The organism is Brevundimonas sp. (genome assembly GCF_044239655.1).
GTDB lineage: Bacteria > Pseudomonadota > Alphaproteobacteria > Caulobacterales > Caulobacteraceae > Brevundimonas.
The window spans coordinates 12,760-39,527 of record NZ_JBIIAY010000014.1; the positions used below are offsets into that span (position 1 = coordinate 12,760).

The following is a 26,768-nucleotide window of genomic DNA, read 5'->3' on the forward strand; positions in this document are numbered from 1 at the left end:
TGGGGACCGGCGACAGGATCCTATGCTCTACGCACTTCATGAGATGGCCTACACCTCGGCCCAGCCCTTTCGCCTCGCAGCGCAACTGGCGCGGGGCTTCTGGAAATCGCCGCTGAACCCGGCCAGCGAGACGGCGATCGGCCGCACGGCCTATGCTTCGGCCGAACTGTTCGAAAGCGTGACGCGCCGTTACGGCAAGCCCGACTGGGGCCTGGAAACCATCACCATCGACGGCAAGCCGGTGCGCACGGTCGAACAGGTCGTCTGGTCCACGCCGTGGGTCCGTCTGGTCCGCTTCGCCCGCAATGTCGGTGATCTGAAGCGGGCGAAGAAGCCGGTGGCTGCCCCCAGCGTCCTGATCGTGGCCCCCCTGTCGGGACACTATGCGACCCTGCTGCGCGGCACGGTCGAGACCTTCCTCCAGGACCACGACGTCTATGTCGCCGACTGGGTCAACGCCCGCACGGTGCCGGTGCTGGAGGGCCGCTTCGACTTCCACGACTATATCGACCACGTCCGGATGATGCTGGCCCAGATCGGTCCGCGCGCCCACGTCGTCGCCGTCTGTCAGCCCGGCCCGCCGGTTCTCGCCGCCGCCGCCGTCATGGCCGCAGAGAACGACCCGAACCGCCCGGCCTCCATGACCTTCATGGGCTCGCCGATCGATGCCCGCCTGTCGCCGACCGTGACCAACCAGCTGGCCGAGGAAAAGCCCTTCGCCTGGTTCAAGTCGAACATGATCCACACCGTGCCCTGGCCCTATCCGGGCTTTGGCCGCCGGGTTTATCCGGGCTTCGTTCAGCTCTACGCCTTCATGTCCATGAACGAGCAGCGCCACAAGGACGCCCACTGGGACTATTTCAAGAACCTGGTGAAGGGCGACGGCGACGGGGTCGAGAAGCACGACCAGTTCTACGACGAATATCTGTCGGTCCTCGACCTGACCGAGGAATTCTATCTCCAGACCATCGACATCGTCTTCCAGTCGCACCTGCTGCCGCGTGGCCTGCTGGAACATGAAGGCAAGCTGGTGGACCTCGGTGCCGTGACCGACATCGGCCTGATGACCGTCGAGGGCGAGAACGACGACATCTCCGGCGTCGGCCAGACCCAGGCCGCCCACATCCTGACGCCGAACATTCCCGTCGAGCGTCGGGTGCTCTATGTCCAGCCGGACGTGGGCCACTACGGCGTCTTCAACGGCCGCCGGTTCCGCGAAGAAATCTATCCGCGCGCCCGGGACTTCATCGCCGCCAATGAAAAGCTCTGCGCCGTACCAAGCCAATCAGCGTCTGCCGCTTAACGCGGCGACGGCCGCGGGCGAGGACGACCCGAGGTTGGTTCTGCGGCTGTCCGTCAATCCGCGAGCGCGGCGGATTTCGATACGGATCGATGCGAAGTCGGGCGAGGTCGTGGCGGTGGCACCCTCGGAGCGGCATCTGCCCGAGGCCGTGGCCTTCGCGCGATCAAAGGCAAACTGGATTGCCGAGCGGCTGGAGGCACGGGTCGAGGGTGTCCCGCTGGAACCCGGCACCGTCGTCAGCCTTCATGGGCGCGATGTCCGACTCGAAGCGACCGGAACGAACGGCGCGGCCCGTCTGACGGAAGATGCCTCGGGCCCGGTGATACGCTCGGGCGGCGAGGGTGAGGCCTTTGGACGGCGCGTCGAGGCCCTGCTGAAGCGCGAGGCGCGCGCCGCCCTGACCGCCCGCACCGACCACCATCTGAAGACCCTGGGCCAGAAGCCGGTCAGGGTCTCCATCGCAGACACCCGTTCGCGCTGGGGCTCGTGCAGCCCGCACAACCGCACCATCCGCTATTCCTGGCGCATCGTCCTGGCCCCGCCCGCCGTGCTCGACTATCTGGCCGCCCACGAGGTCGCCCATCTGGTCCACGCCGACCACAGCCCGGCCTACTGGTCGGTCGTCCATCGCCTGGTCGGGGACCACCGCCCCTTCCGCGCCTGGCTCAGGGCGAACGGGCAGGCCCTGCATGCGGTCGGGCGTTGAGCGCGGGGTTTGACTCCAGCCTAGAGAAGACCGACCCTCGCGCCACCATGGGTTTCAATGAGACCATCGCCGTCTGGATCGACCGCGAGCCCACGCTCGATGAGGAATTGCGCGCGCTCGGCGAGGAGGATATCGTCGAAATGGCCAATCTACCGCCAGACTGGACCGGGGTCCTCGCCACCATCTTCATCTCGACGGCCCTGGGTCAGCATGGCCCGCGTGTGAAGCTCTATCCGAAGACCGGCCGCAACCAGCCCAGCGCATCCATATCCATCGGCCCGAACCCGCGAGTCCTGGCCTCCAGCCTCGACGAACGCGACCTGAACCGGATCGCCCCCAAGGCTCTGGAATGGGTTGCTCTGAATCATGAGGCCCTGACGCAATTCTGGTTCGAGGGTGAGGACATGAACATCGCCGACGTCGCCGACTTCGGTCGGAGCCTGACGAAGGTCTGATCAGTCCCCGACCGTATCCAGGTCCCGCCCCTTGGTCTCCGGCAGGAAGAAGATGGCGACCAGGACGGCCACGGCCGTGAAGAAGACCGAGTACCACAGGCCGAAATAGATGTTCCCCGACCAGGCCACGAGCGCGAAGCTGGCGGCCGGCAGCAGCCCCCCGATCCAGCCGGTGCCGACATTGTAGGGCAGGCTCATACCGGTATAGCGCACCCGCGTCGGGAACAGCTCGACCAGGGCCGCAGCCTGGGGGCCGTACAGGGCGCAGGCGGCGACGATGAAGATCATCAGGATGGCGAACACCAGCGGCCGGTTGATCTGGGCCGGATCGGCCTTGGTCGGATAGCCGGCCTGGACCAGGGCGGCCTTGACCTGGGTCTCGACGCCTGCGCGTGCGGTCTTCAGATCGGCCTTCGACATCGCCAGACCGTCGACCGAGGCGATCTCGGTCGAGCCTACGCGGACGCTGGCGACCGTGCCGGCCGGGGCCGCGACATTGGCGTAGGAGACCCCGGCGTTGGACAGCACGCTCTTGGCGATGTCGCAGCTGGAGGCAAAGCTGGTCTTGCCGACCGGATCGAACTGCAACGCACAGGTCGCCGGATCGGCGGTGACGGTGACGGGCGAGGACGCCTGGGCCTGGGCCAGGGCCGGGTTGGCCGCCCTGGTCAGGGCCTGGAAGCCGGGGAAGAAGGCCACGAGCGCCAGGATCATGCCGCCGATCATGACAGGCTTGCGCCCCACCTTGTCCGACAGCCAGCCGAAGAAGACGTACAGCAGGGCTGAGGCCACGGTGATCATCAGCACCAGCTGATCGACGATGGCGACGTCGATCTTGAGCACCCGCTCCATGAAGAACCGGGTGTAGAAATAGCCGCAGTACCAGACCGCCCCCTGGGCGATCATGATGCCGAACAGGGCGATCAGCACGAACTTGCCGTTCTTCCAGGTGCCGAAGGCCTCGCGGAACGGCGCACGTCGGGCCCCGCCCTCGGCCTCCATCCGCTGATAGGCGGGGCTTTCGTGCAGCTTCAGCCGGATCCACAACGACACCGCCAGCAGGAAGGCCGACAGCAGGAAGGGAATGCGCCAGCCCCATTCGTCGAACGCCTCGACCCCGACGATGGCACGGGTGATCAATATGGCCGACAGGGCGCCGATCAGGCCGAAGGCGGCCGTGGTCTGGATCCAGCCGGTCAGCAGGCCGCGCTTTTCACGCGGCGAATGTTCGGCGACATAGATGGCCGCCCCGCCGTACTCGCCGCCCAGGGCGAACCCCTGGAGCATACGCATGACCAGCAACAGGATGGGTGCCAGGATGCCGATCTGGCCATAGTCGGGCAGCAGGCCGATCGCCACGGTTGCCACCCCCATCAGGGTGATGGTCACAAGAAAGGTGGTCTTGCGCCCCGTCCGATCCCCGAACCAGCCGAACACCAGGGCTCCTGCGGGTCGCACGACAAAGCCCAGGCCGAAGGTCAGCAGGGCCAGGATATAGGCGACCGTCTCGCCCGCATCGGCGAAGAAATGCCGCGCCACGATGGTGGCCAGGGATCCGAAGACGAAGAAATCGTACCATTCGAACGCCGTCCCTGCCGCCGAGGCGATCACCACGGTCTTCAGGCTTGGACCGTCCTTGGCGGGTTCGGTCGTGGCGGTGTCGGCGGTCGTCATGCGCATCGTCTCCCCCGCGCCGTCTGCGGGCGCGCTGGGTCAGGCTTAGCAGGCGAAGCGGCGCGGCGAAAAGCCCACAGATGGTCGGCTCAGAAGGGAAGCGTGCCCGTGCGCTCGATCTCGACCGGCCCGGTCATGAAGACGTGGTCGCTGGCCTCGTCCCAGCGGATGTGCAGTTCGCCGCCGTCGACGTCGATCCTGGCCTCCCGCCCGGTCAGCCCGCGTCGCGCGCAGGCCACCAAAGCAGCACACGCGCCGGTGCCGCAGGCCCGCGTCAGACCTGCGCCCCGTTCCCAGACCCGCAGGCGGATGTGATCGGGCGCCAGGACATGGGCGAAGCCCACATTGACCCCTTCCGGGAACAGGGGGTGATGTTCGATCAGCGATCCCGACCCGCGCACAAATGCGTCGTCGGGCGTCTGGTCCACGAAAAAGACCACGTGCGGATTGCCCATCGAGACCGCGCCCGGCGTGTGCAGCAGCGGCGCGTCGATCGGCCCGACCTGAAGCTCGATATTGCGAGTGTCCATCTCTTCGGCCAGTGGGATTTCGGTCCAGTCGAGCCGGGGCCGGCCCATATCGACGGTGACGCGGTGGTCGCCCGCCCGGCTGGCCGTGGTCAGGCCGCCCAGGGTGTCGATCGCCACCCGGTCGCCCGATCCTGCCTCCAGCAGCATCCAGCCGACGCAGCGCAGGGCGTTGCCACAGTTTTCCACCATGGCCCCGTCGCTGTTCCACACCCGCATGAAGGCATCGCCGGTTTCCGACGGCTCGATCGAGATCAGCTGGTCGAACCCCTCGCCGGTCGTGCGGTCGCCCAGCGCGCGCACCTGTTCCGTCGTCGGCGTGAACGGCCGATCTAGCGCATTGACCACGACGAAGTCGTTGCCGGCGCCGTTCATCTTGACGAAAGGGCGGGACATCATGGCACCCATATACGCATGGCGCGCCCGGTTCCCAACGGCTAACCATGGCTGCGATGAAGGCCCCAGCAAAAGCCCCGCCACCCCGGACCATGAAGCGTCACGGTCTCGAACTGCGCGCGCGGCTGCGTTACCTCTACCACGGCTCGTCGCCCCTGGCCGTGCGGTTCCGGCTGACGGTCGTCGTGATCGACTTCGCCATCATCGCCTTCTTCATCGCCGCCCCGCTCCTGAAGGAACAGGGGCGCAGCTTCTACATCATCGACTACGCCATCGCCGCCCTGCTGGCCGCCGATCTGGTGGCGCGGATCGCGGCCTATTCGGACTGGAAGGACTGGTTCAAACGGCCGATCAACTGGATCGACATCGTGGTGCTGGCCACCCTGCTGTTCCCGGCCTGGGCGCTCAATTTCGGCTTCCTGAGGATTCTAAGGCTCTGGACCCTGCTGAACTCGGACCTGTTCTGGCGTACGGTCGGCCACCGGTTCGACAACACCAAGGTGGAGGCGGTCACCCGCGCCCTGGCCGCCCTGGTGACCTTCATCTTCGTGGCGACGGGGTTCGTCTACACCAGCTTCCGCGGCGGGCATCCCGGCCTGGTTGGCTATATCGACGCCCTGTATTTCACCGTGGCCACCCTGACCACGACCGGGTTCGGCGACGTCACCCTGCCCGGGCCGTGGGGGCGACTGCTGTCGATCGCCATCATGCTGGTGGGGATCACCCTGTTCCTGCGCCTCGGCCAGACCCTGTTCCGACCGCACAAGGTCAACTACCCTTGCGAGACGTGCGGCCTGACCAAACATGACCCCGACGCCGTTCACTGCAAGGCGTGCGGCAACATCCTTTGCATACCGGATCACGGGGCCGACCACTGAGCCGAACCGACCTGGGGGGCGACTTCAGCGTTTCCGGGCCGATCGGGAGGTCAGTTCTCGTGCCGTCAGAAAGCCCAGCAGTACCTGCGTCCGGTATATGCTGGACTGGCCGGCCAGGGTCTCTCGGGCATCGTCGCGGCGTTCGGGTGCAAGCGCATAGGCCTGCAGATTGAGCCCCGCGGCGCGCAGCGTCAGATAGCTGTCGCCCAGCCTCAGCTCCCTCATCATGATCGAGGCACGCGACACGTCGAGGATGCCGCGACGCTCGCGAGACATCAGGCCGGGGGCCGCGTCGGCCCTTGCGGCCATGGCGTCCATGATCTTCAGGGCCTGATCCCCCTGGTTCGCCACCGACAGCCAGACCGCATAGTCGACCCGCGATCCGACCGCCGCCGGGTTATCGACCCCCAGCAACTGCTCGCGCCGTTCGGCCACCGTCTTCAGCAGGTCGAGGCCCTCCAGGGTCCGGGCCGATGTCGGGCTGTCGCCTGCACCCGCCAACAGGGTCATCCCCAGCGCCTCCTGGAGGCTGACGTTCATCAAGGGCGTGTCGGCGGCCAGCCCGGCAGCGAGGGCCGAGCGCAAGGATCGTTCGGCCTCGACGAGATCGGGCGACGCCCCCGGACCGGACCCTTGCCGGGCCCGCCGCGTCAGCATCCTGGCCCGCTCGGCCAGGGCATAGGCGCGCAGACTGTCGGGAAGATCCTGACGACGCGGCAAGGCGATCAGGGCATCGGCGGCGGCGATGGCCGCGCCCGTGTCGCCGCTGTCGGCCGCCTGGCGCAGCCGTGCGAGATCGGTCATCGGCCCCGTGGGCAGGGTGGCCACGGCCATGGCGTCGATGGCGTCCTGGTTTCGGCCCAGGGTCCGGTAGGCCGCCGCCAGCATGACCGATACCTGACCCGCCGTTTCGCGATCGTCACCCGCCAGGGCCATGTCGACCAGTCCCTTCAGCCGCCCGGCCGCCTCCAGGTGCCGTCCCTGGGTGGCTGCGGCGATGGCTAGGACGAAGCTGGCGCGCTGGCGTGCGGCATGGGCGGGTGGCAGGCCGCCGAGGTCGATCGGTCGCGCCAAGGCCTCCGCCTCCGCCGTCCGTCCGGTCGAGGCCAGCAGGAAGGCCAGCATGCTCGTCACCGCCTCGACCTGATCCGCCGGGGTGGAGGCCTTGGTTTTCAGGATGTCCAGTGACCGGCGAAACCCGGCCTCGGCCTCTGCGTTGCGCCCCGCCGCCATATCGTTTTGGGCCCGGGCCAGGATCGCGTTGGCACCGCCGTCATCGGCGGGCGGACGAGGTGCGACCGCCGACTGGTTGAGGTAGGTCCGGATGCGTGCGGGCCCCGCAGAAGTCCCCGCCGGCGTCTCCTGCGCCGACACCGGCCTCGCCAGCACCATTGGGACAACCGCCACGCTCGCGGCCAATAGCGTGGCGATCGTCGCCCGCCCCGCTCGTCTCATGCCGCTCGTACCCATGATGTCGGATACAACGGCGAGGCCGTATGGGCACTGTCGAAATCTGATCCGGATCAGCCGTGCTTGTCGATATAGGTCTCGGGATCCTTGTTGACCGGCTTGATCCCGAGCAGGTGATCGGCCTCGAAGGCGGCGAACTTGACGGCCAGCTCATGGCGCACGGCGATCGGCGCGCGGCGGCGGAAGTCGGTCAGGCCCTGACGTTCTTCCTCGCCCGTATGTTTGGAGTTGACGACGTTGGCCTTGCCCACCGCCTCGATCCAGGCCCCTGACCCGACCGGCAGGCGGTTGGCGGCGGCGACGGCGTCGCGCAGCTTGTTGTGGTCCTCGATGGCGTCCTCGGTCTCGCCCTCGACCGTGCCGTCCTCGGCGTCGTTGGCGCCTTCGCCGCGTTTCAGCAGTTCGGGATAGAAGAACCGCTCCTCGGCCTCGGCATGGACGTCCAGAAACGCCGACAGGCGGCTCCAGACCTTGGTCAGGGCGTCCACGTCGGTGGCATCGATCTGTTCGATGATCGCGAACAGGCGGCGCTGTTCGGCATGGTCGTCGAGGATCAGCTGGGTGATATCCATGGGGCGGGTGTCCAGGCTTGGCGGTATCGGGCCTGCCTTAATCCGCAGGCCGCGTCGGGGTTCCGGCAGGCGCGCCGGAGCCTCCGCTGAGAACGTCAGCGTACCTCCACGCCCACCTGACCTGCACCTGGAACAGCCGACCCCAATGATCGAGGTAGGCCCTGCGACTCTGGTCGATCTGCTCCAGGGCGATGCCCTGCATCGTATCGGTCGTGCGGGCCGTGGCGCGATAGGCGCCCGCGACATCGCCTCGCCCGCCCAGGATGAAGGCGCGGGTCATGGCCACGAAGGCGACGGTCTGGGCCTCGAAGGCTCCCGGATAGGCGGCGATCCAGATGTCGAGCCGGTCCAGTTCGGGCAGGGCGATATCGCCCCGGCCCTGGTTCGCGGCCACCATGGCATAGTAGACGCGGCGGTCGGCCGTCTCCTGATCATCTTCCCCCAGTTCGCGCCGTGCGGTCTCCAGCCGGTCAAGCGCCATGGCCAGGGCCTGGTGCCCCGCATCGGCATCCTCGTCCCCCAGGACCGCCAGCCCCATGGACAGCAGTTGGTTGGCCTCGGCCTTCAGGTCCGCCAGACCGTTCGCCTCGGCGTGGGCCAGCAGGGCTCGTGCGCGTTGGACCGCTTCCCGCGCCGGTTCGGGGTTCTCTCGGCTCGCCGACATACCCAGGGCGAAGGTCAGCTTGGTGTCCACGTCGATCCGTCGCGTATCACCCTCAGGCAGGGCGTCCAGCACGCGTCGCCAGGCCCGCACCCGGTCCTCGCGGCCCTCCGCCCGTTCCGCGTCGTTGATCAGTCGCCGGATCGGATCGTCGGTTTCGACCAATCTGAGCACCGCTCGCGCATCGTCCGGGCGGTTCAGTTTCTCGTATATCAGAGCCAGGACGGTGGCGAGGTCCGCCGCTTCCTGGTCGCCGCCGTTGCGTCTCAGATAGTCGAAACCGGCCCGGGCATAGGGTTCGCTTTCGACAAGGCGTTCCAGCCGCGTCAAACTGGCCGCCATGGCCATGCGCAGATCCTGGGTCGTCGCATGGTCTGGTCCATAGAGAGCCAGAGCGCGCTGGTAGGCCGGCAGAGCTGTCGCCGCGGCTTCGGCCCAATGCTCCTGACCCACTTGGGCGTTGGCGATCCGGGCCTGGATGGCGATCAGGTTCCGGTCATCGGTATCGGGACGGGTCAGAAGCAGGGCCTCCAGCCCCTTCAGCTCGACCTCGGCTTCGTCGTGCCGGTCGGCGTTGGTCAGTGCGGTCGCCAGGGCCCAGCGCGCATTGATCGCCGCCGCGCCCTGTTCGCCCTGGGGCTCTTTCAGCGCCTTGGCGTAGGCCCGACGTGCCGCCAGCAGGGCGGGGCTGTCGAGTGCGGCCGCCGCCTGCACGGCCGCCCGCGCGCCGGTGGGAATCAATGCCTGTGCAGCGAGCAGGACAAACAGGGCCAACAGGGCTCGGGTTCCCAACTGTTGCCAGCGTCCGGTCAACCGACTGGACCCGACCGGCTCTGACGGGCCTCGACACCCTCTGGCGATGCCGATGGGGCGGCTGCGGGCTCCAGCGTCTCGGAATAGTCCCACGCACGCCGGACCTGGGAGCGGGTCAGGTCCGACCATTCGGACATATAGTTGCGGTTGCCGCTGCTGCGGGCCCTGGCCTCGGCGACGCTGTGGAACCAGCCGGAGGCCACGACGATGCTGCGGTAAGCCCCGCCCTCGTCGCCGAGATGGGCCTTCAGTCCCGCCTGAACGATCGCCATCGACCCCGCGTCCTCGTCGCTGACCACGCCGCGATGGGCGGTGGCATAGGTCTGGGACCATTCCAGTTCGGCCAGGGCAGACGGGACGACCTCCGCATGACCCGGAAGCGTGGCGAGTTGAGCCGTGTAGAGCGCGGCCGACATCCGCAGGCTCACGGTTTGGGGGTCATCTTCGCCCAAGGCCGCGCGAATCCGGGTCACAGCCGAACGTCCCAGCGCGGCGGCCTCGACATAGGCCGTCGCCTTAATCTCCTCCGGCGTGTTCATCGACAACAGCTGCGCCACACTGTTCTCAAGGGGGGCGATGGTGGCAGGATTGCCGGCACGCCGCGCCTCGGCCAGCAGCCGTCGCGCCAAGGTCAGGGCCTCGTCGTGGGCCGCGCGATCGCCGGCCCGGGCTTTGGCCCTCAGCGCCATGATCAGTCGGTGCTCCGAGCCCTTGCGCGCCTCGGTTCCTGGCTCGCTCGCCGCGACGAGGGCCCGGGCCGCCTCCAGTCGCACGACCGGGTCGGTGCTCGCGTCGAACAGGTTGCGCAGCTCTTCCGGACCGCTTCGGGGGGCCAACAGCAGCACCTGCATCGCCACACCCTCTTGGCCCAGCTTTCTGTAGATCACGGCCAGAGGGCCCGCGATCGAGGCGGCGTTGTCCGGCTGTCCGTGCCGTCGGTAGTAGTTGAAGCTGGCCTGGGCGAGCGGGGCCGCCTCGGCGTTTCGCTCCTGAAGTCCATAGATTCCGGCCAGGGTGATGCGCGGCTTGTCGGTTACATCGGCGTCAGGGCCGTAGTTCAGCAGCGCCAGGCGATAGACCGGCAGGGCATAGGCCTCGGCTTCGGTCCAGCGACCCTGGCTCAACAGGATTTCGCCGATCCAGCCCTGGATCTGCAGCGTGGCCAGGGCCTTGGGGCCCGCCATGGGTCGCACGACGGCTTCGATCGCGCGGGCCTCGGTTTCGGCCTCGACATAACGGCTGTCCTGGATCAGGGCGTGGACGATCAGGAACCGTGCGTTCAGCGCCTGGCCCGAGTTCGCGCCGGCCGCCTGGACCTGTCGTCGCCAGTCCTGACGCGCCGCTGCGACCGCCGCACTGTCGGTGGCGGCCTGCGCAGGTATCGGTCGGGGCCCCGCCGCCCCCTGGACGGGCAGGGCCGCCAGCAGGATCGACAGACCCATGGCCCAGGCTGCAAGGTTCCCCATGCCCAACCCTAGCGCGCCCATTCCTGCGCGTCAGCGTCGAAACCTGACGGAGCCCGACGCGCGATCAGCCCAGCTTGGCCAGGTCCTCGTCGGAGATGATCTCGTTGGAATAGACGTTCTGCACGTCGTCCTCGGCATCCAGGGCGTCCAGCAGCTTCATCAGGGTGGTGACGTGCTCACCGGTGACGGGCACTTCGGACTGGGGCTTCCAGACGATGGCGGTGGACTTGGCGTCACCCAGGATCTTGGACATGGCCTCGGCCACTTCGTTCAGGTCCTCGAAGGCGGTCCAGATGGTGTGGCCGGGCGCGTCCTCATAGATGTCGGGCTTGACCAGATCGCTCTCGACGTCCTGGGCCCCGGCCTCGATGGCGGCCTCCATGACCGCGTCCTCGGTCCCGGCCTCGGCGCGGTAGATGATCTGGCCGACCTTGTCCCACATGAAGGCGACCGAGTTCATCTCGCCCAGCGCGCCGCCGTTCTTCTTGAAGGCCGTGCCGATGTTGGAGTTGGCGCGGTTACGATTGTCGGTCAGGGCCTCGACGATGATGCCGACGCCGCCGGGGCCGCGGCCCTCATAGCGGACCTCTTCCATCGTATCGACGTCGCCGCCGGCGGCCTTGTTCACGGCGCGGGTGATCACGTCCTTGGGCAGGCTTTCGGCCTTGGCGTTGTTGATGGCCAGGCGCAGGCGCGGGTTCAGCGCCGGATCGGGCATCCCCGACTTGGCCGCCACGGTGATGTCGCGCGACAGTTTGGAGAACAACTTGGAGCGCACCGCGTCGGCGCGTCCCTTGCGGTGCATGATGTTCTTGAACTTGGAATGGCCGGCCATGTTTGTCTCTTTGGGCGCTAACGCTCGGCTCGCGGAGCCTCGCTGCTTGAGCGCGTTCCGTCTGGGTTAGGAGCGCGTTCCGTGTTTGGATCAGTCAGCGCGTCTAGCCGATGGTCGTGCGCCTGTCACCTTCGCGGAACCGCCAAGCCTGAGACGGATTAGGCAGGGACCACCACGCCACCCAATGGCGCTCAAACAGCGACCCCGGACCTGATCCGGGGCGAGCGTTAGCGCCTCCCGAAGGGAAACCAGAATGTCCGCACCCGATTACGCCGCCGAAGTCGACAACTACGCCGACGACGACCTCGACGAGGCCGATATCGTCGAGTGGTACGAGGCCAGACCCATCAACGTCTCCACCGCCGTCGCCACCGGCTCGATCGTCGCGGCGTTTGCCTTGGGCGTGCTGACGGCCGTGGGGGCGCTGACGCTGATCGGCTATCTGGACGACTAGGTCAGGCGAGTCAGGAAGGCGCGCATCGCCCCCTCCAGCGCCTTGGGGCGACGCGTCTCGCGATCCACATAGACGTGGACGAAGAAGCCCACCGCCGCCGCTTCGTCCTCGTCGCCCCGGAACAGGCCGATCTCATAACGCACGCTGGACGTCCCCAGCTTGGCCACCCGGATCCCCGCCGTGATCGCATCGGGAAAGGCGGTCGAGGCGAAGTAGCGGCAGCCGGTCTCGACGACGAGGCCGATGCTGTCGTTGCCGCCGTGGATGTCGAGCAACCCTTCGGCGATCAGCATCCGGTTCACCGCCGTGTCGAACCAGGCGTAGTAGACGACGTTGTTGACGTGGCCATAGACGTCGTTGTCCGACCACCGCGTCTCGATCGGCTCGAACCGGCGATAGTCGGCGCGGCGTGTGCGTTCCAGCGTCATGGCGGGCTCCGTAGGTTTTCAGCCACGCTAGCGGCGAAAGGGGTTCGACGTCACCTGCGCCTTGAAGTGCCAGGATTTGCGCGCGTGTCAGCCGCCGTACAGACCGGCGACCCTGCATTTTTCCTCTTGGAAACAGCTGTTTGCGAGGTCTAGTCTCGCCGCCAGTAATTTTGATTTCTGTTCAGTCCGAGTGAGTCCATGCCCCACCGCCTCGAACGCCTCGTCTACGAAAGTCGCGCCACGGGTTCGACGGGATCGCTGCTCAACCTGGCGACCATCCTCGCGGAATCGCAGCGCAACAACGACCGCGACGGCCTGACCGGTGCCCTGGCGGCCCACGAAGAAAGATATGTCCAGGTCGTGGAGGGTCAGGGCGAGAGGCTCGACGCCCTGCTGCGTCGGCTTGAAAGCGATCCCCGCCATCGCGACCTGAAACTGCTGGACCGCTATCCGATCGAGGCCCGCACCTTCGCCGGATGGAGCATGGCCAGCCCCCGGATTGAGCCGGCGACCGGCCGGGCCCTGACCGACCTCATGGCCGAGAACGCGCCGTCTGCGGCCCGGGTCGTGGAACTGCTGCGTGACGCGCTTACGGCCAAGGGCAGCGCCTGAAAGGCCTTCGCGCCGCCCTCCTGACGGGCTAAGCACGGGGCCCCGACCCGGAGCGTCCCCCATGCATCTCGCCCGCTTTCCCCGCGTCCGCCTGGCCCATCTGCCGACCCCGCTGGAGCCCCTGCCGCGCCTGTCCGAGGCGCTGGGCGTTGAGCTCTGGATCAAGCGTGACGACTGCACCGGCCTGGCCGGCGGCGGCAACAAGACCCGGAAGCTGGAGTTCCTGCTCGGCCAGGCCATGGTCGAGGGTGCCGACACCCTGGTGACCCAGGGCGCGGTCCAGTCCAACCACGTGCGCCAGACGGCCGCGGCCGCAGCGGCTCATGGCCTGAACTGCGAAATCATTCTGGAGGAACGGACGGGATCGAAGGCCGAGGACTATGTCTGGAACGGCAACGTCCTGATGGACCGGCTGTTCGGGGCCACGATCCGGCGCGTACCGGGCGGATCCGACATGGTCGCCGAGCTCGAAGCCACGGCCGCCGACGTCAGGACGCGCGGCGGCAAGCCCTATGTGATCCCCGGCGGCGGATCGAACGCCATCGGTGCCCTGGGCTATGTCGATTGCGCCCGCGAGATCATGGTCCAGGCCGACGAACTGGACATGCCGATCGACCGGATCGTGACCGCGACGGGCAGCGCAGGCACCCATGCCGGACTGGTCGCGGGTCTGGCGGTCATGGGGGCCGACATCCCGGTCCTGGGCATCGGCGTCCGGGCTCCGAAGGAAAAGCAGGAGGCGAACGTCCTCAAACTGGCGCGCGAGACCGCCGCCCTGCTGGGTCGGCCCGATGCGGTCACCGATGACATGGTCGTCGCCGACTGCGACTATGTCGGCGAGGGCTACGGTCTGGTCGATCAGGCGGTGATCGACGCCCTGGTGCTTGCCGCCCGGACCGACGCCATCGTGCTGGACCCCGTCTATACCGGCAAGGCGATGAAGGGGCTGATCGCGCTTGCCCGCGCCGGCCGGTTCGAGAACGAAACGGTGGTCTTTCTGCACACCGGCGGGGCGCAGGGGCTGTTCGGTTACGGCTCAGAGATCGGGCCGCAACTGTGAAGGTCCTCGGCGTCCTCGGTGGCATGGGTCCGGCGGCGACCGTGGCCTTCCTGGCTCAGGTCCAGGCCCTGACACCGGCTCAGGGCGATGCCGACCACATCCGCGTCCTCATGGACATGAACCCCCAGGTGCCCGATCGGAACACCCGACCGGGCGAGGCAGAGGTGGAACTGGCGGCCATGGCTCTGCGTCTCAAGGCCGCCGGGGCCGAAATCCTTGCCATGCCCTGCAACACCGCCCACGCGCAGAAGCCGGGCATCCTCGCCGCCGGCCTGCCCTTCATCGACATGATCGCGGAGACGACGGCGGTCGCCGCATCCACCGGCGCGAGACGCGTCGGCATCCTCGCCACGCCCGGCGGCGAAGCCCTTTACGTCGCGGTCTTCGCGGCGGCAGGGATCGAGCCCGTCGTGCTGGAAGGCCCCGACCGAGAGGCTTTCATGACGCGCATCTATGGCGTCAAGGCCGGTGAGGTGGGCGGGGCCGCCCGCGACCGGATGAAGGCCCTGGCCGCCGGTCTCGTCGCACGCGGGGCGCAGGGGATCGTTGCGGGCTGTACCGAGGTTCCGCTGTTGCTGGCCCAGGCCGACGTGACCGTGCCCCTGACCGACTCGGCCGAGGTCCTGGCGCGGGTGTGCGTCAAGCGGTGTCTGGCGTGAATTCCTAACGGACTCTCGGCGCCATGGTGCAGCTGTAGGCGGCGCAGTAGCGCGCTCGCAACGTCTCGATGCCCTTCTGCTCACGACGGCTGAACTGGTCCTCGGTAGCGGTGTCCCAGTCGCGCCGACCCGGATAGTCGCCGGGGTCCGTACCGTTGGACAGCATGGCCTGAAGATCGGCTTCGCTGAACAGCCGGGCCAGGGCCAGGCCCAGGGTCTCGATCATCTCCGTGCGATCGGGCGGCATGATTTCGGCGATCCAGGCGTTGACCGGGGCGTGGCGGGCCGGGTCGAGCCCTTGCAGGTCGTTGGTCTTGTCGGCCAGCAGCTTGTCGATGTCGCGGCGAACGATCGACTGGCCCAGGCTAATCGCCTCGGCTGTCGGGGTCGGACCCGTATAGATCGGCGTGGTCGCTTCGATCAGATCCAGCGGAAAGGCGCGGAAGTGGATCGTGGAACTCACCTCGGCCCGCACCGGTCGGCCCGCCACCATCTTGGGCGCAAGATAACCCGTATTCATGACGTAGATCCCGGCCTGGCCGAAGCCGAGACCGTCGGGGGATTCGGCCATCACCTCGCAGTTCTCCGGCGATCCGGGCTTCTCCACTTCGCAACGGATGGTGGCCCGACCCTTGATCCCCAGGGTGTTAGCAAAGCTGGGCATGAAGACGCCCGTGGCATCGGGGTCCGGCGGCCGGATCCAGTGCGGATTGGTGGTCTGCGCCTGCGCCGTGCCGCCGAGGGCACCCAGACCGATAAACAGAAACAGGCCGAGGCGCCGCATGCTCATCGATCCGCTTCTGTCAGCCGGTCGTTCATCATGATCGGCGCGCCATAGCCCAGTTCTTCCAGCCGCGCGGCTTGCGTCGCCGCATCGCCGACGACGACATAGATCATCCGGTCGGTGTCGATGTAGCGGTCGGCGAGGGCCCGGATCTGGTCGATGGTCATGCCGTCGATCACGGCCGCCTCCCGGTTCAGATAGTCGGCGGGAAGGCCGATCTCGCCGACGTTGGCCAGGACTCCCAGCTTGGCCCCGGCCGTCTCGAAGGCGCGGGCCCGGCTGCGGCTCATGGCGGCGCGGGTGACGTCCAGGTCCTCGGCCGTGAAGGTGCCGCCATAGTCGCGCATGATGTCGCGGGCCAGGGCGGACGCCTCCAGCGTCACATTGGACCGGACCGGGCTGGACAGGGTGAATTCCCCGAACCGCTCGCCCCCGGCAAAGCCCGAGCGGATTCCATAGGTATAGCCCTGGCCCTCGCGCAGTTGCTGGGTCAGGCGTGAGGCGAAGCCGCCCCCGCCCAGCCGATAGTTCATCACCGAGGCCGGATAATAGTCCGCCTCGCCCCGCCGCAATGCGGGCCCGCCGAACACCAGCACCGACTGTTTCGCGCCCGGCACGTCGTAGACATAGACCCTCGACGACTCAGGGGTCGCGGGCGTGGGCCAGGACGGGACGGCGACCTCGCGTGCGGCCCAGTCTCGACCGAGGCCTGCGACGGCTTGCGTCACCGCCGCCTGGTCCAGCGGCGAGACGATGCGGAAATGGGCCAGGCCGGGTGCCAGGTTCTTGGCGTGGAAGGCCTTCAGGTCATCCATAGTCAGGGCCGCGACCGACCGCTCGTTGCCCAGGGCGCTGGTCGCCAGGATATGACCCGGACCGTATTCGACGAGGTCGAAGACCCGGCCGGCGATGGCGTTGGGCTGGGACTTCTGGTCCTGGATGTCGGACAGGGCGGCGGCCCTGGCCAGTTCGAGTTCGGGTGCATCCCAGCGCGGATGCAACAGCATCTCCTCGACCAAGGCCAGGGTCGGTGCCAGGTTGCGATCCAGCGTCCGGCCAGAGATCGAGAACCGCTCGTCGCCCGCCGACACCGCGATGGTGGCACCCAGCGCCTTGAACGCATTCTCCAGCTCGGCCGGGGTCTTCATCGCCGTGCCGCGATCGAAGATGCGGGCCAGCAGCGATGCCGCGCCGGGCTTGGCCGGGTCGTCGAACAGACGCCCGCCCTCGATCGACAGTTCGAAGGTGGCCAGCGGAACCTCGGTCGAGACGATGCCGGAAACGTTCAGGCCGTTGGGCAGGGCGGCGGTCCACAGGGCAGGCGGGGTCAGGACCGGCGCAGGCCCGGACGGCGGCTCGACCGTGCGATCGAAGCTGGAGGCCGTACGCTCATAGGGCTTGTCGTCGGCGCGCTGGTTCACGGCCGGTTCGGCACCCGCGACGATGGCCTCCTCGGCGACCAAGGCGACCTCTGACCCCTCGAGCGCCAGGTCCGGCTTGCCCTTGGGCACGAAAGAGGTCGCGATATGCGGCTTGCCGGCGACATACCGGCGATAGACCCGCATCACGTCGGCGGGTGTCACCGCACGGATGGCGGCCAGGTCGGCGTCGGCCGATCCCCCGGCCTGGTCGTAGAAGGCCAGGGTCTGGGCCTTGGACAGGACGCTGTCGAGCTGGCCATAGAAGCCGGCCTCCATCATCGTCTTGATGCGGGCGACGGTGGCGACATCGGCACCTTGTGCCTCGAAGCGGACGAAACCCTCATCCAGCGCGGACTGCACGGTGTCCAGGTCGACGCCGTCGAAGGCGCGGACCGACAGCTGGATGGTCCCGGCGATGAGGTCGTTCTCGGAATAGGCGCTGACCTCGGATGTCAGCTTCCGGTCGTCGATCAGGACCTGGTTCAGCGGCGCATCCTTGCCGTCGGTCAGGACGCGGAACAGGACGTCGAGCGCGGCGACGTCGGGGTTCCCGCGTTCGACCCCGGGCCAGGACAGCGTCAGTTCGGGAAGCTGGGCGAAATTGTCCTCGTGCATCAGCCGGCGCGTCTGGCTCAGGACCGCCGGGCGGGGCGTCGGTTGGGCGACGCCCGGGCCACGCGCGATCTCGCCGAAATATTTCTGGATCCAGACACGCGCTTGCGCCGGATCGAAGTCGCCGGAGATGATCAGGGTGGCGTTATCGGGCGTGTACCATTGCCGATAGAAGGCCTTCACGTCGTCCAGGGTCGCGGCATTCAGGTCCGCCATCGATCCGATCACCGGCCAGCTGTAGGGGTGATCCGCCGGGTACAGGGCGGCGGCGGTCACCGGCCAGGTGAAGCCGTAGGGCTGATTGTCATAGGACTGCCGCTTCTCGTTCTTCACCACCTCCTTTTCCTTGGTCAGGACGGCGTCGGTGACGGTGTTGATGAAATAGCCCAGCTTGTCCGCCTCGGCCCAGATCATCTTCTCCAGGGCGTCGTTGGGCACGGTCTGGAGGTAGACGGTGATGTCGTTGGAGGTGAATCCATTGGCCCCCGACCCACCGATCCGGGCCGTCATCTTGTCCAGACCGCCCGGGCCGAGGTTCTCGGAATCCAGGAAGAACAGGTGCTCGAACATATGGGCGAAGCCGGTGCGCCCCGGCGTCTCGCGCGCCGATCCGACATGGGCCGCCAGGGCCACCGCCACCACCGGATCGGACCGGTCGATGTTGAAGATCACCGTCAGCCCGTTGTCGAGCTGCCAGGTCTCCTGCGGGATCAGAGTGCCCGTCTCGGCGGCGGGCGCGGCAGCGACGGCCGTAGCGGGTTCCGACGCCTGGGCGGCTCCGGCTCCGATCCCGGACAGGAGCGCGGTCGCGGCGACCGAGGCGAACAGGGTACGAGCGGTCGAACGGGTAATCATCAGCGAAACTCCTGAGGGTTGCGACGACGTTAGAAGGGTTGCGTGGCTTGGGTAAAGACGGCGTGGGGTTACAGTCCTGTCATGGTGCGGCTTGCCCAGGCCGGGTCACCGCGCCTATCGAGGGGCGATGACGCGACAGGCCCTCATCATCGATTGCGACCCCGGCGTGGATGATGCCGTGGCCCTGATGCTGGCCTTTGCGGCACCTGCGCTGGATCTGCTGGCGATCACCACCGTGGGCGGCAACGCGGGGGTCGAGAAGACGGCGCGCAACGCCCGGATGATGCGCCAGACCGCGGGGCGCGAGGACGTGCCGGTCTTTGCCGGAGCGGCGCGGCCCCTGATGCGCGATCCGATCGACGCGGGCGAGTTCCATGGGCCCGAGGGGCTGGGACATCTGGCACCGTTCGAGCCGGAGGCCCCCCTGGCCGAGGAGCATGCGGCCGACGCCATCGTCGATCGGGTCATGGCGCGGCCGCACGGTTCGGTCGCTCTGGCGGTCATGGGCCCGATGACCAACCTGGCGCTTGCCTTGCGCCGGGCCCCGCATCTGGCCGAGCGGCTGGGGCCCGTCGTCATCATGGGGGGGGCGCGCAGCGAAGGCGGCAACATCACCCCCTCGGCGGAATACAATGTCTGGGCCGACCCGGATGCGGCGGCCGAGGTGTTCGCCAGTGCCTGTCGGATCACCGCCATCGGCCTGGACGCCACCCATCAGGTCCGCGCGACCGAGGACCGCATCGTTAGGATCGAAGCGATCGGCACGCCGTCGTCCGATACGGCGGCGGCCATGCTGAGGTTCTCGCAAGGCGTCGAGCGCACCATCGTCGGCTGGGACGCGGCACCCCTGCACGACCCCTGCACCGTCGCCCTTCTGCTGCGGCCCGACCTGTTCGAGACCCGGCCCTGCCGGATTGCGGTCGAGACGACCTCGGACCTGACGCGGGGCCATACGGCGGTCGAGTTCCGCGTCGATCCGGACACGGCCCGGCATCACTGGGCCGTGTCGGCGGACGGGGAGGGCGTGTTCGATCTGATCGCCACCACGCTGGAGGCGGCGCGATGAACATCACCGTCGTCGGCTCGATCAACCTGGACCTCGTCGCCTCGGCACCGTCCCTGCCGGCGGCCGGAGAGACCGTAACGGGGGCCACCCTGGCGCGTCATCCCGGGGGCAAGGGCGCCAATCAGGCCCTCGCGGTCGAGAAGCTGGGGGCCGAGGTCTGTCTGATCGGCCGGGTCGGCGACGACGCCATGGCCGGCGAGGCCCTGGCCCTGCTGGAAGATTTCGGCGTCGATCTGTCCGGTGTCGAGACCGATATCGCCGCCCCCACCGGCGTCGCCCTGATCGCCGTCGACCCCTCGGGCGAGAACCAGATCGTGGTCGCCGCCGGGGCCAATCACCTGGCCACGCCGGAGCAGCTCCCTGCCCGGATCGAGACGGCCCTGATCGTCCAGCTGGAACTGCCGATTGACACGGTCGAGGCTGCCGTCGGGCGGGCCACCGGCTTCGTCTGCGCCAACCTGGCCCCCGCCGCCCCGGTGTCGGAGCAGTTGCTGCGCCGGGCCGACCTGATCGTCGTCAATGAGGTCGAGGCCGCCTTCTATGGCGACATCCTGCACCACGGCGGCGGCCGGGTGGTGGTGACGCAAGGCGCGCGAGGGGCCGAGATGTACCACCGCGGCGTCAAGGTCGCCTGGGCCACCCCGCCGTCGATCGTGGCCGTCGATGCGACGGGCGCGGGCGACGCCTTCGTCGGCGCGCTCACCGTGGCCCTGCTGGAAGGGATGGAGCCGTCAGACGCCCTGCGCTTCGCCTGCGCGGCCGGGGCGGCGGCCGCGACCCGCCCGGGCGCTCAGCCGTCATTGCCGACCCGCGCCGAGGTAGAGGCCCTGCTGTCCGGCTGAAGCCTCAGTGCGCCTCGGGCGGACGTGCCGCCGGGTCCAGATATTCGCTTTCGGAATGGGCGTCGGCCGAAAGCACGAACCGGCGGTCGCAGTATCCGCACTCGACGAAATCATCCTCGCCCATGTCCAGATAGACCAGGGGATGGCCCAGGACCGCGCCGGTATGACCGTTGCCGCCGTCGCAGGCGACGCGCTTGGAGCTGACGACCACTTCTTCGGGCGGGGCGATGACGGAGGTGGCGGACTGGACCATTTTCGACGCGTGACCTTGGCGGGACGGGGAGGTGCGCATAACTAGGGCCGAGGCCCCGCCCCCGTCAAACGAACCTCTGCGTGGCTCTACCGAAAGACCGCATGACCGACACCGAAGCCCTCCCCGTCAACGCCATCGAGGTGCGCGGGCTGGAAAAGACCTACGCCGGCACCAAGAAGTCGCCGCCCAAGACGGCATTGCGCGGCGTCGACCTGGTCATCCCGCGCGGCTCGATGTTCGGCCTGCTGGGCCCCAACGGCGCGGGCAAGTCGACCCTGATCAACATCCTGGCCGGGGTGGTCAACAAGACCGGTGGCACCGCCGCCGTCTGGGGCCGCGACATTGACCAGCGGCCCCGCGACGCTCGCGCCGCGCTGGGCGTCGTGCCGCAGGAGATTGTGTCCGACGTCTTCTTCACCCCGCGTGAATCGCTGGAGGTCCAGGCGGGGTTCTACGGCGTGCCGGCCTCCGAGCGCCGCTCCGACGAACTGCTGGCCGCGCTCGGCCTGTCGGACAAGGCCCACGCCTATGTCCGCGCCCTGTCCGGCGGCATGAAGCGGCGGCTGATGGTAGCCAAGGCCCTGGTCCACAACCCGCCGGTCCTGATCCTGGACGAGCCGACCGCCGGAGTCGATGTCGAGCTGCGTCGCCAGCTGTGGGACTATGTCCGGCGCATCAACGCCGAGGGCGTGACCATCCTGCTGACCACCCACTATCTGGAAGAGGCCCAGGCGCTCTGCGACACCATCGCCATCATGAACCGGGGCGAGGTCGTGGCCTGTGAGCCGACGCCGGTCCTGCTGCGCCGGCTGGATACCCGCAACGTCATCGTCACGCCCGAGGGTGAGCTGTCCGGCCTGCCGACCGTGCCCGGCTTCGACGTCGTCGCCCGCCCGAACGGCGCGTTTTCGATCACCTACAAGAAGGGCCAGTCCTCGGTCGAACAGGTGCTGGCCACCGTCCGCGCAGCCGGTGTCACCATCGCCGACATCACCACCGAGGACCCGGACCTGGAAGACGTCTTCCTGGCTTTGACCTATGGCGACGCCAGCCGCGTCAGCCCCACGAAGGACTGACGCGGCCGGCGGCTATTTCTTGAGGAAGCCGCCGATCATGTCGCCCAGACCGCCCGGCAGCTGATCCAGCAGGCCACCGGCTTCGGCGGCATTGCCGTTCGGGGTCAGCCGGTCGATCGCCTCGGGCAGAAGTCCGGCCAGGGTCTGGCTGGCTTGTTCGGGCGACACGCCCAGCTTTTTCGCGAAGTCGGCGATGGGCCCCTGGCCGATGACCGACTGGATCTGTTCCGGCGTGATGCTGATATTGCCGCCCGTGCCGATCCAGGACGCCGCGACGTCGCCCAGACCCTTCTGGCCAAACTTTTCGGCGATCCCGGCGACCCCGCCCTGACCCTTCAGCAGATCGGCGATCCCGCCGCCCGCCTGTTCGCCCAGTCCGCCCAGGACGCTGTCCAGAATTCCCATCTTCATGCTCCACCGAAGGTCAGGGCCGCGACCCTAGCCCGATACTGTGACGCTTGAAACGCAGAAAGGCCCGCCGTGGGGCGGGCCTTTCCATCCTCGAACCGGGTCGAAGATCAGTTCTTGGCGGTCTCGGCGCCCTGGGTCACGGCCGAACCGGCGGCGGAGACGTCGCGGCCGACGCCGGACACGGTGTTGCAGGCCGAAACGGCCAGGGCGGCGGCGACGATGGTGAGGGCGATGATCTTGCGCATGGGGAGAACTCCTGAATGGTGACGCTTCCACAACGGTGAGCTTGGCCGCAGGTTCCATCGCCAAGCCGTCCGGTCCTCTGCTAATCCTGCTCCATGTCCGAGAAAGCACACGTCACGCCCCCCGTCACCACCGCCCGCCGCCTGGTCGAAACCCTCGTCATGAACGGCATCGACCGGGTCTTCTGTGTCCCGGGCGAAAGCTATCTGGCCGTCCTCGACGCCCTGGCCGACGTCACCGACCGGATCCAGGTCATCACCTGCCGCCACGAGGCCGGCGCGGCCAACATGGCCGAGGCCTATGGCAAGCTGACTGGCCGCCCCGGCGTCTGCATGGTCACGCGGGGCCCGGGCGCCACCCACGCTTCCATCGGCGTCCATACGGCCCATCAGGATTCGACCCCGATGATCCTGTTCGTGGGCCAGATCGCCATCTCCGATCGCGGTCGCGGCGCCTTTCAGGAGGTCGACTACCGCGAGGTCTTCGGCGGTCTCGCCAAATGGGCGACCGAGCTTGAAACCTCCACCCGCACGGTCGAGGTCGTCGAACGCGCCTTCGCCACCGCCCTGCAAGGCCGGATGGGCCCCGTCGTCATCGCCCTGCCCGAGGATGTGCTGGAGGCCGACGGAGGCCCGGCCCCGCTACGCCCGGTGACCCCGGCCCGCTCGGCGCTCGACCCCGCCTTCGTCGCCGAGGTCGGGTCGCATCTGGCCAAGGCGGAAAGGCCGGTCCTGGTGCTGGGCGGCTCCGGCTGGACGCAGGAAGCGACCACGGCCATCGGCGACTGGGCCGAGCGGATCGGCCTGCCGCTGGCCCTGTCCTTCCGGCGCAAGGATCTGATCTCCAACGACCGGCCCAACTATGTCGGCGACCTGGGCCTCGGCCCCAATCCGGTGCTGGTGCAGCGGGTCAGGGATGCCGACCTGATCATCGCCGTCGGGGCCCGGCTGGGCGAGAACCCGACCCAGGGCTACACATTGCTGGATCGCGAGGTGACCCCGACCTCCCTGATCCACATCCACCCCGGCCCCGAGGAACTGGGCCGCGTCTGGCCGCCCCTGATGAGCGCCGCCGCCGACGTGTCCCTGGCCGCTCTCGCCCTGTCGGAAATCGAGCCCGGCCGCACCTGGCACGATCAGGCGAACGCGGGCCATGCGGCATGGGAAGCCTTCACCACCCCCATCCCGGTCACCGGCGCGGCGAACATGAGCGAATGCATGGCGCATCTGCGGGCCGTCCTGCCCGCCGACGCCATCGTCACCAACGGCGCCGGCAACTACGCCGCCTGGCTGCACCGGTTCTTTCCGCACACGGCCATGCATACCCAGCTGGCCCCGACCTCGGGCGCCATGGGCTACGGCTACCCCGCCGCCGTCGCCGCCAAATGCCTGTATCCGGATCGCGACGTGGTCTGCGTCGCCGGCGACGGCGAATATCTGATGACGGGCCAGGAGCTGGCTACGGCGGTCCAGTACGGGATCAACACCGTCACCGTCATCGTCGACAACGGCACCTACGGCACCATCCGCATGCACCAGGAGCGCGACTACCCCGGCCGCGTCATCGCCACCGACCTGAAGAACCCCGACTTCGTCCAGTACGCCCGGGCCTTCGGCGCCTTCGGCGTCCGCTGCGAAACCACCGAGGCCTTCCCCGCCGCCCTCGCCGCCGCCCGCGCCGCCGGACAACCCGCCATCGTCCACCTGATCACCTCTGCCGAGGACATCGCGCCGGGCCGGACGATCACGGGGTTGAGGGGCGGGTAGCTCACTGATCACGATGAAGTATCTGATCACTGTCCTGATCGTCGTGCTTGTCGAGGGCACTACAGGATGCACAACGCCCCAGGCATTGCCGCGGCAGCCGCTGAACGATGAGGAATGCCACCTCTTCGTCAGGTATCAGGGTGGATCGATCTACGGCGATCTGGCACCGGCGGTTCGTCCACCCGACTCGGATTTGAGGGCGTGGTTTCCTGGCTTGGCGCAGGCCGACATCATCAACATTCGATCTGGTCCGCCACCCCCGGTCAGCATCGGCCGCGTGGAGGATTGCGATCCTTCATTTGGCTTTTCAGGCTCTGAAGGCCCACCGGATGACTTGCCGGGTGGTGCCGGATATTCACGCCCCATCTTTGGTAGAGACGGGCGTGTTGCCCTCATTGAGAGCTGGGTGAGTGGTGGTCTTCTTGCCGGTTCCGGGTCGATTTGTCTGTTGCGACGCCGCGATCGCCAAGACCCTTGGCAGGTCGAGCGTTGTGCGGAGACCTGGATTTCCTGAGCCGGCTTCCTCGGCTGGCTCGCGTTTGAGGTATTTCGGCATCGGCGCTATGGTCTCGTCATGGCCGCGACGCTGACCCGCCCGCTTTTGCGTGACCAGGCTCTGACCAGGCTTCGTGATCTCGAATCGCGCCTGCGCCAGATGGGGATCGTGTCCCTGTTCCTGTTCGGCTCTACGGCACGGGATGAGGCGGGCCCCGACAGCGATGTCGATCTGTTCGGTGATCTTGATCCCGAACGCCATTTCGGATTCGCCTATTTCGGCCTGTCGGGAGAGATCGGAGACCTGATCGGACAGAAAGTCGATTTCATGAGCCGTGAAAGCCTCCACCCGATGCTGAAAGATCGCATCATCGCTTCGGGGGTCCGCGTCTTTTGAAGCGTGATCCTCGCCCCGCCATCACCGATATGCTCAATCGCATCGAACGACTTCGCCGTTTCGACCCTGATGCGGTGCTTGTCGCCAGTCCATTGTCCGACGAGCGCGCCATCGTGGAGCGGTGTCTGGAGGTCATTTCCGAGGCCAGCCGTAGCCTTTCCGACGTTTCCAAAGCTCGCTACCCCGACATCGACTGGCGAGGCATTGCGGACATCGGCAATGTGCTGCGTCATGCCTACGACCGGGTGGCTCCGCGCGTGATCGCAGACATATTGCGCAATGATCTCGATGTCTTGCAACACGCGGTGACGGAGATGTTGGCAGAGCTGGATAGAGGTTAGCAGCCAGGATTGTCTCATGGATTGAAAGCGTTGAACGCTTTCTGGGCCGCTTCCCGGCCAGCTGAACATGTCCGGCGAAGGCATCTAAGTTGCATACTTGGGCCGTTCGACCGCGCATGGTTTCGGCCCGTGGTATAGTGACCGTCGCCCCAGCTTTGGGTTTGTGCAAAGCCTCCGCGCCGGTCCGAACCGGGATTTCAGACTATTCAGACCTTTCAGACCCTGTTTTTTCGCCGCCTCGTCGAACACCGCCCATGCCCTTCACCGCCACCGTCCTGACCATGTTCCCGGAGGCCTTTCCGGGGCCGCTCGGCGTGTCGCTGATCGGCACGGCGTGGCGCGAGAAGGGGCTGTGGAGTCTCGATCTGGTTGACATTCGGGCCTTTTCCGAGGATAGGCGCGGCTTCTTGGACGACACCCCTGCGGGTGGCGGCCCCGGACAGGTTCTGAAGGCGGACGTGGTGGCCCGGGCACTGGACAGTGTCGAGGGGTCGTCCCGGCCGCTTTTGTACATGAGCGCACGCGGTCGGCCCCTGACGCAGGCGCGCGTAAAGGAATGGGCCAAGGCGGACGGGATCACCGTCCTGTGCGGCCGGTTCGAGGGGGTGGACCAGCGGGTGCTCGACGCACGCGGGTTCGAGGAGGTCTCCGTCGGAGACGCGGTTCTCGCCGGCGGCGAGGCGGCGGCGATGCTGGTGATCGAGGCGTGCGTACGACTGATCCCCGGAGTGCTCGGCCAGGCAGACAGCCTGTCCACCGAAAGCTTCGAGGACGGCCTTCTGGAACACCCGCAGTACACGCGACCGCGGACGTTCGAGGGGCTGGAGATCCCCGAGGTGCTGTTGTCCGGCGACCATCGCAAGATGGCCGCGTGGCGGCAGCAGCAAAGGGAGCAAACTACGCGGGAGCGTCGGCCGGATCTCTGGGCGACGCATCTGGCAAATAAACCTGCGGAATCTTCCGCCAAATCAAAGCTAAAGGGCGCCAAAGCCCGAGGAGAATAGAAGACCATGGCCAACATCCTTCAGACCATCGAAGCCGAAGAAAAAGCCCGCCTGATCGCCGTCCGCGCGATCCCCGACTTCCAGCCCGGCGACACCCTGCGCGTCATGGTCAAGATCAAGGAAGGCGAGCGCGAACGCATCCAGGCCTTCGAAGGCGTCTGCATCGCCCGTGACGGCGGCGGCGTGAACGAGAGCTTCACCGTCCGCAAGATCTCCTTCGGCGAAGGCGTCGA

General features: G+C 67.6%; 30 protein-coding genes. 17 read left to right on the forward strand and 13 right to left on the reverse strand.

Features of this window, described 5'->3' with window-relative positions:
• The first annotated feature begins 22 nt into the window (after positions 1–22).
• Genes ACILQR_RS03370 through ACILQR_RS03380 form a run of 3 tightly spaced genes read left to right on the forward strand, consistent with a single transcriptional unit; the run spans position 23 to position 2,464 of the window.
• Positions 23–1,303 (forward strand): polyhydroxyalkanoate depolymerase, encoded by a 1,281-nt coding sequence (locus ACILQR_RS03370; protein ID WP_395650094.1) that lies wholly within the window; start codon positions 23–25, stop codon positions 1,301–1,303.
• A 34-nt stretch (positions 1,304–1,337) separates the two neighbouring features.
• On the forward strand, positions 1,338–2,009 hold the full coding sequence (locus tag ACILQR_RS03375; protein ID WP_395650095.1) for a M48 family metallopeptidase: 672 nt from the start codon (positions 1,338–1,340) through the stop codon (positions 2,007–2,009).
• A gap of 47 nt (positions 2,010–2,056) precedes the next feature.
• Positions 2,057–2,464, forward strand: coding sequence for a hypothetical protein (locus tag ACILQR_RS03380; protein ID WP_395650096.1), 408 nt, complete (start codon positions 2,057–2,059; stop codon positions 2,462–2,464).
• Here ACILQR_RS03380 and ACILQR_RS03385 read toward each other — a convergent pair whose 3' ends face one another.
• Both ACILQR_RS03385 and dapF read right to left on the reverse strand, forming a co-directional pair.
• Positions 2,465–4,144, reverse strand: a complete 1,680-nt coding sequence (locus tag ACILQR_RS03385) for an MFS transporter (RefSeq protein WP_395650097.1) — start codon at positions 4,142–4,144, stop codon at positions 2,465–2,467.
• 83 nt (positions 4,145–4,227) lie between these two features.
• Positions 4,228–5,061, reverse strand: coding sequence for a diaminopimelate epimerase (gene dapF / locus ACILQR_RS03390; protein WP_395650117.1), 834 nt, complete (start codon positions 5,059–5,061; stop codon positions 4,228–4,230).
• Positions 5,062–5,153: 92 nt separating this feature from the next.
• Between dapF and ACILQR_RS03395 the strand changes: the two genes are divergently transcribed.
• A complete protein-coding gene (locus ACILQR_RS03395; protein WP_395650098.1) occupies positions 5,154–5,939 on the forward strand; it encodes a potassium channel family protein in 786 nt (261 codons plus the stop codon).
• 24 nt (positions 5,940–5,963) lie between these two features.
• On the opposite strand, the gene ACILQR_RS03400 is transcribed toward ACILQR_RS03395, so the two are convergent.
• The 5 genes from ACILQR_RS03400 to ACILQR_RS03420 all read right to left on the reverse strand — a co-directional run bounded on the left by ACILQR_RS03400 (position 5,964) and on the right by ACILQR_RS03420 (position 11,756).
• The gene (locus ACILQR_RS03400; protein WP_395650099.1) at positions 5,964–7,346 is read right to left on the reverse strand and encodes a hypothetical protein; all 1,383 of its coding nucleotides are present in this window, start codon (positions 7,344–7,346) and stop codon (positions 5,964–5,966) included.
• Between the two features lie 116 nt (positions 7,347–7,462).
• Positions 7,463–7,981 carry a hemerythrin domain-containing protein gene (locus ACILQR_RS03405; RefSeq protein ID WP_395650100.1) on the reverse strand — a complete coding sequence of 173 codons (519 nt, stop codon included), beginning with the start codon at positions 7,979–7,981 and terminating at the stop codon, positions 7,463–7,465.
• Between the two features lie 37 nt (positions 7,982–8,018).
• Positions 8,019–9,416 (reverse strand): hypothetical protein, encoded by a 1,398-nt coding sequence (locus ACILQR_RS03410; RefSeq protein WP_395650101.1) that lies wholly within the window; start codon positions 9,414–9,416, stop codon positions 8,019–8,021.
• 35 nt (positions 9,417–9,451) lie between these two features.
• Entirely contained in the window at positions 9,452–10,921 is a 1,470-nt protein-coding gene (locus ACILQR_RS03415) for a hypothetical protein (RefSeq protein WP_395650102.1), read from the reverse strand.
• A gap of 64 nt (positions 10,922–10,985) precedes the next feature.
• Positions 10,986–11,756, reverse strand: coding sequence for a YebC/PmpR family DNA-binding transcriptional regulator (locus ACILQR_RS03420; RefSeq protein WP_395650103.1), 771 nt, complete (start codon positions 11,754–11,756; stop codon positions 10,986–10,988).
• Between the two features lie 253 nt (positions 11,757–12,009).
• On the opposite strand from ACILQR_RS03420, the gene ACILQR_RS03425 reads away from it, so the two are divergent.
• Complete coding sequence (locus ACILQR_RS03425; protein WP_395650104.1) at positions 12,010–12,210, forward strand: hypothetical protein; 201 nt, start codon at positions 12,010–12,012, stop codon at positions 12,208–12,210.
• Here ACILQR_RS03425 and ACILQR_RS03430 read toward each other — a convergent pair.
• Positions 12,207–12,638: an acyl-CoA thioesterase gene (locus tag ACILQR_RS03430; RefSeq protein ID WP_395650105.1), complete on the reverse strand. Its 432-nt coding sequence runs from the start codon at positions 12,636–12,638 to the stop codon at positions 12,207–12,209. The two genes, ACILQR_RS03425 and ACILQR_RS03430, sit on opposite strands and share 4 nt — an antisense overlap.
• Positions 12,639–12,836: 198 nt before the next feature.
• On the opposite strand from ACILQR_RS03430, the gene ACILQR_RS03435 reads away from it, so the two are divergent.
• The 3 genes from ACILQR_RS03435 (at position 12,837) to ACILQR_RS03445 (ending at position 14,969) form a co-directional block, all read left to right on the forward strand.
• Complete coding sequence (locus tag ACILQR_RS03435; RefSeq protein WP_271145560.1) at positions 12,837–13,250, forward strand: BLUF domain-containing protein; 414 nt, start codon at positions 12,837–12,839, stop codon at positions 13,248–13,250.
• A 61-nt stretch (positions 13,251–13,311) separates the two neighbouring features.
• Positions 13,312–14,310 carry a D-cysteine desulfhydrase gene (locus ACILQR_RS03440; protein ID WP_395650106.1) on the forward strand — a complete coding sequence of 333 codons (999 nt, stop codon included), beginning with the start codon at positions 13,312–13,314 and terminating at the stop codon, positions 14,308–14,310.
• The gene (locus tag ACILQR_RS03445; RefSeq protein WP_395650107.1) at positions 14,307–14,969 is read left to right on the forward strand and encodes an aspartate/glutamate racemase family protein; all 663 of its coding nucleotides are present in this window, start codon (positions 14,307–14,309) and stop codon (positions 14,967–14,969) included. The genes ACILQR_RS03440 and ACILQR_RS03445 overlap by 4 nt, the downstream gene beginning before the upstream one ends.
• Before the next feature lie 4 nt (positions 14,970–14,973).
• Here ACILQR_RS03445 and ACILQR_RS03450 read toward each other — a convergent pair whose 3' ends face one another.
• Positions 14,974–15,759 carry an energy transducer TonB gene (locus ACILQR_RS03450; RefSeq protein ID WP_395650108.1) on the reverse strand — a complete coding sequence of 262 codons (786 nt, stop codon included), beginning with the start codon at positions 15,757–15,759 and terminating at the stop codon, positions 14,974–14,976.
• Positions 15,756–18,641 carry a M16 family metallopeptidase gene (locus ACILQR_RS03455; RefSeq protein ID WP_395650109.1) on the reverse strand — a complete coding sequence of 962 codons (2,886 nt, stop codon included), beginning with the start codon at positions 18,639–18,641 and terminating at the stop codon, positions 15,756–15,758. The genes ACILQR_RS03450 and ACILQR_RS03455 overlap by 4 nt, the downstream gene beginning before the upstream one ends.
• Positions 18,642–18,768: 127 nt before the next feature.
• On the opposite strand from ACILQR_RS03455, the gene ACILQR_RS03460 reads away from it, so the two are divergent.
• On the forward strand, positions 18,769–19,707 hold the full coding sequence (locus ACILQR_RS03460) for a nucleoside hydrolase (RefSeq protein WP_395650110.1): 939 nt from the start codon (positions 18,769–18,771) through the stop codon (positions 19,705–19,707).
• Positions 19,704–20,549: a ribokinase gene (locus ACILQR_RS03465; RefSeq protein ID WP_395650111.1), complete on the forward strand. Its 846-nt coding sequence runs from the start codon at positions 19,704–19,706 to the stop codon at positions 20,547–20,549. Before ACILQR_RS03460 ends, ACILQR_RS03465 begins: the two co-directional genes overlap by 4 nt.
• A gap of 4 nt (positions 20,550–20,553) precedes the next feature.
• Here the strand turns inward: ACILQR_RS03465 and ACILQR_RS03470 are convergent, their stop codons facing one another.
• Entirely contained in the window at positions 20,554–20,802 is a 249-nt protein-coding gene (locus ACILQR_RS03470; RefSeq protein ID WP_271145552.1) for a zinc-finger domain-containing protein, read from the reverse strand.
• A gap of 101 nt (positions 20,803–20,903) precedes the next feature.
• Between ACILQR_RS03470 and ACILQR_RS03475 the strand changes: the two genes are divergently transcribed.
• The gene (locus ACILQR_RS03475; protein ID WP_395650112.1) at positions 20,904–21,878 is read left to right on the forward strand and encodes an ABC transporter ATP-binding protein; all 975 of its coding nucleotides are present in this window, start codon (positions 20,904–20,906) and stop codon (positions 21,876–21,878) included.
• 12 nt (positions 21,879–21,890) lie between these two features.
• Here ACILQR_RS03475 and ACILQR_RS03480 read toward each other — a convergent pair whose 3' ends face one another.
• Together ACILQR_RS03480 and ACILQR_RS03485 are read right to left on the reverse strand one after the other, a co-directional pair.
• On the reverse strand, positions 21,891–22,283 hold the full coding sequence (locus ACILQR_RS03480) for a YidB family protein (protein ID WP_271145550.1): 393 nt from the start codon (positions 22,281–22,283) through the stop codon (positions 21,891–21,893).
• A gap of 113 nt (positions 22,284–22,396) precedes the next feature.
• On the reverse strand, positions 22,397–22,534 hold the full coding sequence (locus ACILQR_RS03485) for an entericidin A/B family lipoprotein (RefSeq protein ID WP_292154755.1): 138 nt from the start codon (positions 22,532–22,534) through the stop codon (positions 22,397–22,399).
• Positions 22,535–22,627: 93 nt separating this feature from the next.
• On the opposite strand from ACILQR_RS03485, the gene ACILQR_RS03490 reads away from it, so the two are divergent.
• The 6 genes from ACILQR_RS03490 to ACILQR_RS03515 form a co-directional block, all read left to right on the forward strand.
• The gene (locus ACILQR_RS03490) at positions 22,628–24,298 is read left to right on the forward strand and encodes a thiamine pyrophosphate-binding protein (protein ID WP_395650113.1); all 1,671 of its coding nucleotides are present in this window, start codon (positions 22,628–22,630) and stop codon (positions 24,296–24,298) included.
• A 13-nt stretch (positions 24,299–24,311) separates the two neighbouring features.
• Positions 24,312–24,812, forward strand: coding sequence for a hypothetical protein (locus tag ACILQR_RS03495; protein WP_395650114.1), 501 nt, complete (start codon positions 24,312–24,314; stop codon positions 24,810–24,812).
• Positions 24,813–24,872: 60 nt separating this feature from the next.
• Entirely contained in the window at positions 24,873–25,190 is a 318-nt protein-coding gene (locus tag ACILQR_RS03500) for a nucleotidyltransferase family protein (protein WP_292156108.1), read from the forward strand.
• Entirely contained in the window at positions 25,187–25,531 is a 345-nt protein-coding gene (locus ACILQR_RS03505; RefSeq protein WP_292156107.1) for a DUF86 domain-containing protein, read from the forward strand. Before ACILQR_RS03500 ends, ACILQR_RS03505 begins: the two co-directional genes overlap by 4 nt.
• Positions 25,532–25,785: 254 nt before the next feature.
• Complete coding sequence (gene trmD, locus ACILQR_RS03510) at positions 25,786–26,535, forward strand: tRNA (guanosine(37)-N1)-methyltransferase TrmD (protein WP_395650115.1); 750 nt, start codon at positions 25,786–25,788, stop codon at positions 26,533–26,535.
• A 6-nt stretch (positions 26,536–26,541) separates the two neighbouring features.
• Positions 26,542–26,768: 50S ribosomal protein L19 (locus ACILQR_RS03515; protein WP_395650116.1), on the forward strand; the 227-nt coding region annotated here is incomplete at its 3' end.